Origin of the sequence: Campylobacter sp. 110, assembly GCF_002383965.1 — a bacterium.
In the GTDB taxonomy this organism is placed as follows: Bacteria; Campylobacterota; Campylobacteria; order Campylobacterales; family Campylobacteraceae; genus Campylobacter_D; species Campylobacter_D coli.
In genome coordinates this window covers 128423-137611 of record NZ_NXBD01000021.1, presented here as the reverse complement: position 1 = coordinate 137611, position 9189 = coordinate 128423, and the positions used below count along the sequence as shown (strand labels likewise).

At 30.5% G+C, this 9189-nt stretch carries 7 protein-coding genes; all 7 read right to left on the bottom strand.

What is annotated here, in order from left to right:
* Positions 1 to 688: 688 nt before the first annotated feature.
* Genes BGS43_RS03085 through nuoI form a run of 7 tightly spaced genes read right to left on the bottom strand, consistent with a single transcriptional unit; the run spans position 689 to position 9186 of the window.
* Complete coding sequence (locus BGS43_RS03085) at positions 689 to 3055, bottom strand: DUF7494 domain-containing protein (protein WP_002824993.1); 2367 nt, start codon at positions 3053 to 3055, stop codon at positions 689 to 691.
* Positions 3056 to 3067: 12 nt separating this feature from the next.
* On the bottom strand, positions 3068 to 4441 hold the full coding sequence (locus tag BGS43_RS03080) for an NADH-quinone oxidoreductase subunit N (RefSeq protein ID WP_057040359.1): 1374 nt from the start codon (positions 4439 to 4441) through the stop codon (positions 3068 to 3070).
* Complete coding sequence (locus tag BGS43_RS03075) at positions 4431 to 5921, bottom strand: NADH-quinone oxidoreductase subunit M (RefSeq protein ID WP_096568726.1); 1491 nt, start codon at positions 5919 to 5921, stop codon at positions 4431 to 4433. The genes BGS43_RS03080 and BGS43_RS03075 overlap by 11 nt, the downstream gene beginning before the upstream one ends.
* A 1-nt stretch (position 5922) precedes the next feature.
* Positions 5923 to 7713, bottom strand: a complete 1791-nt coding sequence (gene nuoL, locus BGS43_RS03070; protein WP_096568723.1) for an NADH-quinone oxidoreductase subunit L — start codon at positions 7711 to 7713, stop codon at positions 5923 to 5925.
* A 2-nt stretch (positions 7714 to 7715) separates the two neighbouring features.
* Positions 7716 to 8009 carry an NADH-quinone oxidoreductase subunit NuoK gene (gene nuoK, locus BGS43_RS03065; protein WP_096568720.1) on the bottom strand — a complete coding sequence of 98 codons (294 nt, stop codon included), beginning with the start codon at positions 8007 to 8009 and terminating at the stop codon, positions 7716 to 7718.
* Positions 8009 to 8524: an NADH-quinone oxidoreductase subunit J gene (locus BGS43_RS03060; RefSeq protein WP_002777901.1), complete on the bottom strand. Its 516-nt coding sequence runs from the start codon at positions 8522 to 8524 to the stop codon at positions 8009 to 8011. Before BGS43_RS03060 ends, nuoK begins: the two co-directional genes overlap by 1 nt.
* Entirely contained in the window at positions 8521 to 9186 is a 666-nt protein-coding gene (gene nuoI / locus BGS43_RS03055; protein ID WP_025398671.1) for an NADH-quinone oxidoreductase subunit NuoI, read from the bottom strand. The genes BGS43_RS03060 and nuoI overlap by 4 nt, the downstream gene beginning before the upstream one ends.
* Positions 9187 to 9189: the final 3 nt, after the last annotated feature.

The following is a 9189-nucleotide window of genomic DNA, read 5'->3' as shown; positions in this document are numbered from 1 at the left end:
TAATACTGTAAGTGATATAGCTAATAGCATACTTGAAGATGTGAAAAAGAAAAGGTTTTGATTAAACTAATATGAAATATTGATTTTACATATTAGTTTATATGTTAGCTAATATATACAATTTAGATTGATATGCAAGTATCAATCTAAAGATTTTAATTTGTTGATACTTTTAACTTATTATTTACTAGCACTTTTAATTGATTATTCATTAATATCTTCAATTCGTTATTTGTTAAGTTCTAGGTTAGGTATTGGTTTGTTTTTATAGTTCCTTATTTACTAGTTTATTCTGTATTTTATTGTTATATTGTTGCTCTTGTGAATTAATTTGCTTATCCATTGAATTTATTTCTCACTTCACTTAAAATAAATCACCTTCTTGATTAAATTCCTTACTTAACTTCATGTTTTGCCTACTCGAAAAAATGACTCACTTTATAGATTATAAAAATTAATATACGCTATATAACTTTGTTCGCTTATAAATTTATACATATTTATACCCAAAATTGAAAGCTAGCATGGAAAGAACTATTAAAGATAAAAAGATTTTTATAAAGAAAAATATAGTAAATTTCTTAAAAATAAAAATATGATTTTAGTTTTTATTATGATGATTTAAAAAATCCAAGCTAAGCAATCACAAAACAAAAATCATCTTAATGCATAGAAAATCAAATTAAGCTTATTGGGCTAAAATTTGATTTTTATCTCGACATAAATTTTGCCAATTAGAAGTAGTTTTAAGCTCCAAACACTGCTTTAGACTTTCTTTTTGCGCCTGAGTATTTTGCATTCTTTCATAGGTCATACTTTGTATATATAAAGCTCTAGCCCTATCTTCATCTGAAAGCTTTAATTTTAACAAATCTATTAATACTGCTAAAGCTTCTTGATTTTGATTGGTTTTCGCTAAAGTATCAAGATAAATAAATTCTAAATTGGGGCTAAAAAGATTAATTCCTTTTAAATTTTGATAGTCGATAGCCTTGGGCGCATAAGTTAAAATCGTTGTTTGCATATTATGATCGTTTGCGTAAATTAATAAATTATCATAAGCTTCAACCATTGTAAAATTCATAGGAAAGCTTTCTAAAATTTGTAAAATTTTAATAGCCATATTATAATCATCCATTTTCAAATAAGACAAAAATTGCAAATAATAAGCTTTAAAATTCTCCTCATCACTCTTTAAAATTCTAGAATTTGCTATTTCTCGAGCTATATTTAAAGCTAATGGATATTGTTTATTATCATAAAGTATAGATGCTTTTTGCAAACCATAAAAAATAGAATCTTCATTATGATTTTTATCGATATAATCCATTGCTTGTTGCATATTTGAAGTTCTCATAAGACAAGCTAGCATTTGTTTTTTATTTTCTATCTTTTGTCCAATTTCGTAAGCATTAAATTGTGTAAATATATTAACAGCATTGATACAATTATCGGCTTTTAAATCATTGTTTAGAAGCTGAATAGCTGCTTGCTCTAATAATTTTGCAGAATTTGTTAATTTCTTATTTTCTATCTGATCTTTATAAGCTAAAACCGCGCTTAAATTGCCCTCTTTATAATAAAGAGCAACATCCTCATCTAGGGCCTTATTTGCTATATTTTCATCTTTTTGAGCGTACTCTTTCATCAGGTTTGCATAACGCTGATGCAAAAATGTAGCATTATTATCCGCTAAGGCAAAGAAAACCTCATCATTTGCTTTTCTAATTTCATCTAAATATTTTCCATCTAAATAATTATCCATATATAAATCAAGATATTTTTTAGCATCACTTGATCTTGAAGTCATAGCTAGGGTTAAAGCTAGATCCTTTAAAACCTGCTCATATCTATCATCAATTTTAGGCATTTTTACAAAAACATCTTCATAAATACTTGCACTTATGTCATATTGTTTATGCTGATTAAAAAGCTTAGCAAGCTCTAAAGATCTAAACATATCCTTTGGAAAATATTCGGGATTGGCTTTTAAAATTGTATTGACATATTGCACAGCTTTATCGATTTGATTATTGGCAAGATAATCTTTGATTAAGCTCATTGCCGCCCTTGCTGCCAAATCTAAATTTTTGGTGTTAAAATAAATATCCTCATAAATATCTATAGCTCTTTCTTTCTCGTTTAAAGGATAGATGTAATCAGCATAATCAAGTCTTGCTAGCTGAGTAAAATAACTATTGGGTTGCTCATTATTTAAAATCGACATAGTATATTCTATATCAGCGCGTTGCGATAAAGCAATATAGGTTCTTAGCATAATATGCAAGACTTCTGGAAAATTCTTATCGCTTGTAAAAGTACGATTCCAATTTTTAGCCTCATCAATCATTTTTTCCAAAACTTGCTGATCACGCATACTTGGATCTTGAGTGTAAATTTGGCTTTGTGCTCTAAGCTTATAAAGTATAAACTCATTCATAAAAATACTACCACGATAGCGATTGATAGCATTTTGAGCATCTATAACCACTTGAGTATAATTAGCCTTATCGTACTCATTTTTTATACGCAAATAGGTATTAATATCAGCACTTTGAGGGATGATAACAGGATCTGAATTTAAATCCAAAGCTCCGACATAAGGTAAACTTTCATATGGAAAATTGATATTAAAATCAAGTCCATCATAATCTTTTACATGCTCTAATTCTGGAGTAAAAATGAAAGTAAAACTCTTGCTTTTATGCATACTAGAAGAATTTAACTCTTTATCTGCATAAATATTTTGCGATAAATCAAACATTCTTGCACTCATTTTAGGCAGGATAATCATCTTAATCTTTTGAGATTCTTTAATAAATTTTAGATCAAAAGCAGTGAAACTTTGATCGCTTAATTTATTATCTACTACACCCATAATCTCGCATTCAAAATGTATTTTATCTTCAATAACAATCTTTTGACAAGTAAAATCTAAGTCATTACTAGCATGTAAGACCGCAAAAGCTTGATTGTTCTCGCGGCCTGTATTTAGGGCTAATTCAAAAGAAAAAAGAGTACAAATACTCAGCAATACCAAAAATATAATTTTCATACAATAATTATATTATATTTTGAGTAACAAAAATAAAGCAAATACACTAATCAAAGTACAAAGAGCTAAAATAAAACTCTGAATAAAATTTAAATGCTCCGAAACTTTAGCTTGAGTTTTTACAAATAAAGCATGGATGACTAGCTTTAAATACGCATAAAGCATAATAAGCGATGCTAAAGCCATAAAAAGAGCTAAATACCAATACTCAGCAACAATTAAAGTTTTTAACACCATCACCTTACCCCAAAAAGCTCCAAATGGCGGAATTCCAGCTAATGAAAGTATACAAAAGCTAAGCGATAGTGCAATCAAAGGCTTTTTAAACAACAAAGCATTAAATTCTTCAAACGAACTTCCCTTAAAGGTACTAAGAATCAAAAACACACCATAATTAGCAAAACCAAAAAGCACCCAATAAACAAATATAGAATTTAAAACATCATCGGCCGCATTTAACAAAGGTATACATGCTGCTAAAACAAAACTAGAATGCACTATAGAACTATAAGCAAACATCTTTTTGACATCTTTTTGACTCAATGCGGCTAAAGCTGCAACAAGTATTGAAAATACAGCCAATACATTTAAAATATTTTCAAATCCTAAATGATTTAAAAAGCTAAAAAGTCTGATAACTACAACAAACATTGCTATTTTAGGAACAACAGAGATAAAAGCGACCAAATTTACATGTGCTGAAGAATACACATCTTTTAACCAAAAATGGAAAGGAGCTAAAGAAAGTTTGATAGCACATAAAACAAAAATCATAACTCCTGCGCCTAAAAGCATAGGATCTTTATCAAGAGCCAATTTTAAGCCCAAATCCAAAGTGCCTGTTCTAATATAAATCAAAGCCGACGCCATAACAAAAAAGCCCGAGCCTACTGCCGCAACGCTAAAATATTTAATAGCACTTGAAATAGCATTATTGCTTCCGCGCATAGCAATAAGTGTATAAAGAGCCAAGGAAGAGCTTTCAAGTCCTATGAAAATCAAGATCAAATTTGAGCTTGAAACCATAAGTAAAAGCCCCGCTACCATAAATAAAAACAAACTATAAAATTCGCCTTGATTTTCTTCTTTTTGCATCAAAAGATACAAAAACGAAAAACATAAAACAACCAAAGAAGCATACAAAGAAACAATATCATTATTTAAAGTTCCTAAAAATCCTTTTGCTTCTAAGCCTTGCGCAACGATATTATTTAAAATTAAAAAAACACTCACAATCAAAGATAAAGAGCTAGTAGCCATATAAAAAGTTCGATGAAATTTCCAAAAACCCGAACAAAGCAAAAGCACGATAGCCACAGCAATCAAAAATGCAAAAGGATAGGATAAAGGGATATTTAAGCTGCTTAAATCGATATTACCTAACATTATTTTCCCCTTCTAAATGATTTAAAAATCGAATGGTTTGATCATCAATAGCTCTTTCTTTCATTTTTTCAACGATAAAATCCGCATCTTTATTTAAAGGATCTAAAAAAATCTTTGGTGCTATACCCAAATAAAAAATTAAAACCACTATAGGTATCAAAGAAAGAATTTCTCTTGCGTGCAAGGAGTAAGTTTCAAGCTGACTTTCTTTTTGCATAAAAAACATTTTTCTAAATACATGAAGCATATAAATAGCACCTAAAATAATCACAAGTCCTGCCAAAAGAGCATAAAGTAAATTAAGTTTTGCAACACCTAAAAGAATTAAAAATTCTCCAACAAAAGATATTGTCAGTGGCAAAGATATACTTGCAAGTAAAATCAAAGTAAAGAAAATAGTAAATAAAGGCGCTTTATTGGCTAAAGAATGATAATAAGAAATTTCAAGTGTACCGTATTTTTTATATAAAAGTTCAGCCATTAAAAACAAGGCTCCTGTAACAATACCATGTGCAAACATATAAAATACTGCTCCACTAAGTCCCAAAGCATTAAAAGAAAAAATACCTAAAATCATAACCCCAAGGTGAGAAATCGAACTATAAGCGATCAATTCTTTTAAATTTGAAGCACGGTAAGCAATTAGAGCATTATAAACTATACTTACTATACACAAAGCTACCACTAAAGGCATAAAATACACACTTGCATCAGGAAAAAGTGGCAAGCAAAAGCGTAAAAATCCAAAAGGAGCCATTTTAAATGCTACAAGCATCATAGAAACTAAAATAGGCGAATTTGCATAAACCTTTGGTGCCCAAGTATGAAAAGGGAAAAGCGGTGCTTTAATAGCAAAGGCGATAAAAAATGCTCCAAAAAGTAAAATTTGTTCATTAAAACTCATAGCCGAAGCATTATTTTTCCAAATTTCTATATCAAAAGTGAAAATATTTAAAAATTTGTAGGTCGCATAGGCTTGATAAATTAAAGCTAAAAGCATTAAAATCGAACCCGCAAAGGCATAAATAAAAAATTTAATCCCTGCTCTATAATCTTTACCATATACTCCCATAATATAAAGCAAAGGCAAAAGTGAAAATTCCCAAAATACATAAAAGAGTAAGCCATCAAGCGAAGAAAATAATCCCATAATCGCAAATTCTAAAAAGAATATGCAAGATACCATTGCTTTTTGCTCAATCTTTAAAAATAAAAAACTTAAAAATATCATCAAGGAGCTTAAAAGCATTAAAATCAAAGCTATGCTATCAGCGCCTATATGATAACTCATGAAATTGACTACCTTGAAAGGAAGTTGATATTCAAGGTTTATTCCATTTAAATAATCTTGCCAAATCTTGATATTTAAACCAAGCACCATTAAACTCGCTATGACGCTAAAAACTTTTATACCCCCACGATTTAAAACAAGAGTTACAAAAGCGGCAATTAAAGGAAAAAAGATTAGATAATTTAACATTTTACACCACCCATACCAAAATAAGCAAAATCACAAATCCTGCCACCAAAAATCTAAGCATTAAATTAAGACTATTACTCATAATTATTTTTTGCGAAATCAAATTACAATAATAAGCAATTTTCTCCACTATAGCATCAAAAATATAAGTGTCACAATGTTTTAAAACTGCACACAAGCTTTCGTATTTTGAAACTATAAATTCATGATAAAACTTAGGGATAAAATAATCATTACTCAAAAGTTTATGGATTTTATTTTGCTCTATGCTATCTTTAAACCAAGAAGCCTTATAGGCTATAATGGCTAAAACTACACCCAAAACAGCCGCTACGCTCGCACAAATCATTACAAGTTTATTTTGAGCATCGATAAAAATGAGTTGAGTGCTAAGATATTCGAAAAAACTATGCTCAAACAAGCCTGCGATAATAGCTAAAACCACCAAAGGACTCATAGCCAAAAGGGCTATTTTACTTGCTTCATGTGGATGTTTATCGTGTCTAGAAGGAGTAAAAAATACCAACATTAAAAGTCTAAAACTATAAAAAGCGGTTAAAAAGGCTGAAATTAAAAGAATTAAGAAAATTCCATGATAATGAGCGATAAAAGAATAACCCAAAATCAAATCTTTTGAGAAAAAGCCTGCTAAAGGATAAATTCCTGCTAAAGCCAAAGAACCTATAGTCATAAAAATAGCAGTGATTTTTAAAGATTTAAAAAGCCCACCCATTTTTTTAATATCTAGTTGATCATCCATTGCATGCATAACATTTCCAGCACCTAAGAAGAGTAAAGATTTGAAAAAAGCATGGGTTACTAAGTGAAATAAAGCTATACCATAAGCTCCAAGTCCTGCAGCCACAAACATATATCCAAGCTGCGATAAAGTAGAATAAGCAATAATGCGTTTTAAATCCCTAGCCACCAAAGCCATGGAAGCTGCAAAAATAGCCACAAATGCTCCCAGCAAAGCAATAAAATAAGAAACCTCAGGCACTAAAGAGTAAATTTCTCCTGCACGAATAACCAAATAAACCCCCGCAGTTACCATGGTAGCAGCATGGATTAAGGCTGAAACAGGCGTAGGTCCTGCCATTGCATCTGCAAGCCAAGTATGAAGAGGAAATTGTGCGGATTTTCCCATAGCTCCGATAAATAAACAACTCGCAATCAAAACCAAAGCATTATGATCTAAATTTTGCGCTATGGCAAATACTTCATTGTATTTTAAAGTACTTGCTTGGATATAAAGCCAAAAAATTCCCAAAAGCATACCCAAATCCGCAATACGATTCATAATAAAAGCTTCATTAGCTGCAAAAGAATAGGTATTGTTTTTATACCAAAAACCGATCAGAAGCCAAGAGCAAAGCCCTACCCCTTCCCAGCCTACAAAAAGTCCTAAAAAATTATCACTCATCACTAAAAAAAGCATTGAAAATACAAAAAGCCCTAAATAAGCAAAAAATTTATTAAAATCTTTATCATGAGCCATATAAAAAATGCTATAAAAATGCACACAAGTTGCTACAACACCCACAACACTCATCATAGTAAGAGAAATAGCGTCTATGTTAAATCCAAAGCTTAAACCTATAAACCACTCAAATAAACTTATATTAAAAGCTTGATTGTTAAAAAGTAGATACAAAGAACAAAATGCACTTATACCAATCAATAAAGAACATACATAAGCGACAAAAATTTTTCTTTCACTTAAAGCAAAACAACTTGCAAATAAAAAAGCTACAAAAGGGCTAAAAAGAGAAATCAAAGCTAAATTTTGCATTATCAAACCTCCTCTTTTAGGTTCTTTAATTCTAAAGTGCCTTTTCTTCTATACCAAAGTACGCAAAATGCTACACACACAGTCACTTCGCAAGCAGCCACACCCATCACAAAAAGAGCAAAAACTTGTCCGTTTAAATCCTGATGAATCTTAGAAGCTGCGACAAGAGCTAAATTTGCTGCATTGAGTAAAATTTCACTTGAAATAAAAAGCATAATGAGATTTTGTCTTTTTAAAATACCGATTAATCCTATAATAAACATTGCAATAGCTATAAAAAAATACTTTTCTACCATTATCTTTCCTTTGTAAGCTCTTTATGTGTAAGCACGATCGCACAAATTAAAGCGATTAAAAGCAAAATAGCTATAAATTCAAAAGCTAAAAGATATTTTGAAAAAATAGCAAAAGCAAGTTGCTTATTATAATCAAATAAATTTGGATCACTTAAAGCTAAATCACCCGCGATATTTTGGTGCTTAAAGCCTAAAAGCATAAACAAAAGCAAAACAGCACTTAAAATCACTAAAAGAAAAAAACTCTTCTTAGCTCTTAATTTTTCTTTAAATTCTTTGGAGCTATCAAAAAACATCATAGCAAAGCTATAAAGCCCAAGCACAGCCCCGCTATAAACTATGATTTGTATCACTCCTAAAAACTCTGCATCAAGTAAAAAATAAAAACCCGATAAAAAAACCATTCCACCGGCTAAAGCAGAAAGAGAATAAAGCATATTTTTACTCAAAACCGCTACTAAGAAAAAACCTAAAACCACTACACTAAAAAATGTAAAAGCTAAAATTTCTATCATTTAACTTCTCCTTGTGGAGCTAAATTTGGCAATGTGCATTCTTCATCAGTGCATAATTTTTTTTCTCTTTCTTGTAAAACTTCATAATAATTTGGAGTTTTTTTCACAAGCAAATCCGCATCCTTTCTAAGGCTACCCGCACCCTCAAATTCAACTTGATTTTTAAGCTTATCAATAGGAGTTAAAAAATCTTGCTTATAACCAAAATAAGATCTTTGTTCGGCTGCATTTTCATATTCTGTACCATGAACTATAGCAAGTTCAGGACAAACCTCAGCACAAAAACCACAATAAATACAACGCCCTAAATTAATACTATAATTTCCTACTTTTTTACGCCCATTTTCATCTAAAGAAGTTTCCATTCTGATACAATTACTGATGCAAATCTTCTCACAAAGCCCACATCCTATGCATCTTTCATTTTCACTTTCTATAAAACGCATAAGACGATGCACAGCACGGTAGCGATTGTCAAGTTTTACCTTTTCAAAGGGATATTTTATGGTTGCGCTATTGTTTCTTTTTAGCATTTCACGCATAACCACCCATAATCCCACAAAAAGTTCTAGTTTCACACTTCTTTTTAAAGCTTGTGAAATCTTCTGCCAAGTGCTAGTAGGAGTCTTTCTTTTTTCATCGATTAAATAATAATTTTTCATCAC

Coding starts and splice junctions, on each gene's coding strand:
- BGS43_RS03075 (WP_096568726.1), bottom strand. CDS start 5,921: ATGTTAAATTATCTAATCTTTTTTCCTTTAATTGCCGCTTTTGTAACT.
- BGS43_RS03080 (WP_057040359.1), bottom strand. CDS start 4,441: ATGTTAGGTAATATCGATTTAAGCAGCTTAAATATCCCTTTATCCTAT.
- nuoK (WP_096568720.1), bottom strand. CDS start 8,009: ATGGTAGAAAAGTATTTTTTTATAGCTATTGCAATGTTTATTATAGGA.
- nuoI (WP_025398671.1), bottom strand. CDS start 9,186: ATGAAAAATTATTATTTAATCGATGAAAAAAGAAAGACTCCTACTAGC.
- nuoL (WP_096568723.1), bottom strand. CDS start 7,713: ATGCAAAATTTAGCTTTGATTTCTCTTTTTAGCCCTTTTGTAGCTTTT.
- BGS43_RS03060 (WP_002777901.1), bottom strand. CDS start 8,524: ATGATAGAAATTTTAGCTTTTACATTTTTTAGTGTAGTGGTTTTAGGT.
- BGS43_RS03085 (WP_002824993.1), bottom strand. CDS start 3,055: ATGAAAATTATATTTTTGGTATTGCTGAGTATTTGTACTCTTTTTTCT.